Origin of the sequence: Dyella jejuensis (assembly GCF_044904675.1) — a bacterium.
GTDB classification, from domain to species: Bacteria; Pseudomonadota; Gammaproteobacteria; order Xanthomonadales; family Rhodanobacteraceae; genus Dyella_B; species Dyella_B jejuensis.
The window spans coordinates 1-1,056 of record NZ_JADIKJ010000048.1 but is presented as its reverse complement, the minus strand read 5'-3'; the positions used below and the strand labels follow the sequence as shown (position 1 = coordinate 1,056).

General features: G+C 63.2%; 1 pseudogene. It reads left to right on the top strand.

Going from position 1 to position 1,056, the window contains the following annotated elements:
* Positions 1-1,056, top strand: a pseudogene (locus ISP15_RS18190) (hypothetical protein); the annotation flags it as partial.

Genomic DNA, 1,056 nt, shown 5'->3' with positions numbered 1-1,056 from the left:
GGGTGGCTATGTGGCCGCGAGCGGCGCCCAGACCACCTACTACGTCTACACCGCCAACGATCAGTTGGCTTACACCATCGATCCACTCGGGAACGTCAGCGAAAACGACTACAGCACGATCAATGGCCTCAACGAACTGATCACCAGCCGCCAGTACCTGGGCGCGACCTACAACACCGGCGGCAACCCACCGACCCTGGCCGAGCTGCAGGCGTGGGTGCAAGGCAGCGCCGTACAAAGCACGCTCAGCCAGAGCACGCGCACCGACTACAGCTACGACGTGCGCGGCCAATTGGCCACGCAAACCCAGTACGACACGGTCGACGCCAGCGGCAACGGTGTGTTGACGGACGGCACGGTGATCACCACCACCACCTACGATGCGCAAGGTCGCCTCTTACAAACCAGCACCGAGACCGGCGCGGACCGCAGCACACTGCAGACCACCAGCTATGCCTACGATGGGCTGGGCCGGCTGATCAGCAAGACCGATCCCCTCGGTAACGTCACCAGCTATGTGTACGACGATAGTGCCAGCACGATCGCGATCACGCAGGCCAATGGGTTGACGACGACCCAGGTGCGCAACAGTGCGGGCCTGCTAGTGAGCAGCACGCAATCGGCCACTGGGCAGACCAGCCGTATCACGAGTTATCTCTATAACGCCGACGGCGAACAGGTCGCGGCAATCGATCCGAATGGCCATGTCACCTACACCTTCTACAACGCCGAGGGCGAAGTGGCCGGCACGGTCGATGGCGATGGCAACGTTACCGCCTATACCTACGATGCCGATGGCCGTGTGCTCGGCACCACGCAGTACGCCACGCAAGTGGACACCGCCGCCTGGATCAGCGGGGGGACGCTCACCAGCAGCTATCCCGGCACGTTGCCGATCCCCACCAGCACCGCCAACGATCGCACCACTACAACGATCTACAACGCGGCGGGCGAGGTGGTGGCGGCCATTGATGCGGCCGGCAACGTCACTACCACGCAGTACAACGGTGTGGGCGAAGTGCTGTCGACCACGCAGTACGCCACCGCGCTGACCTT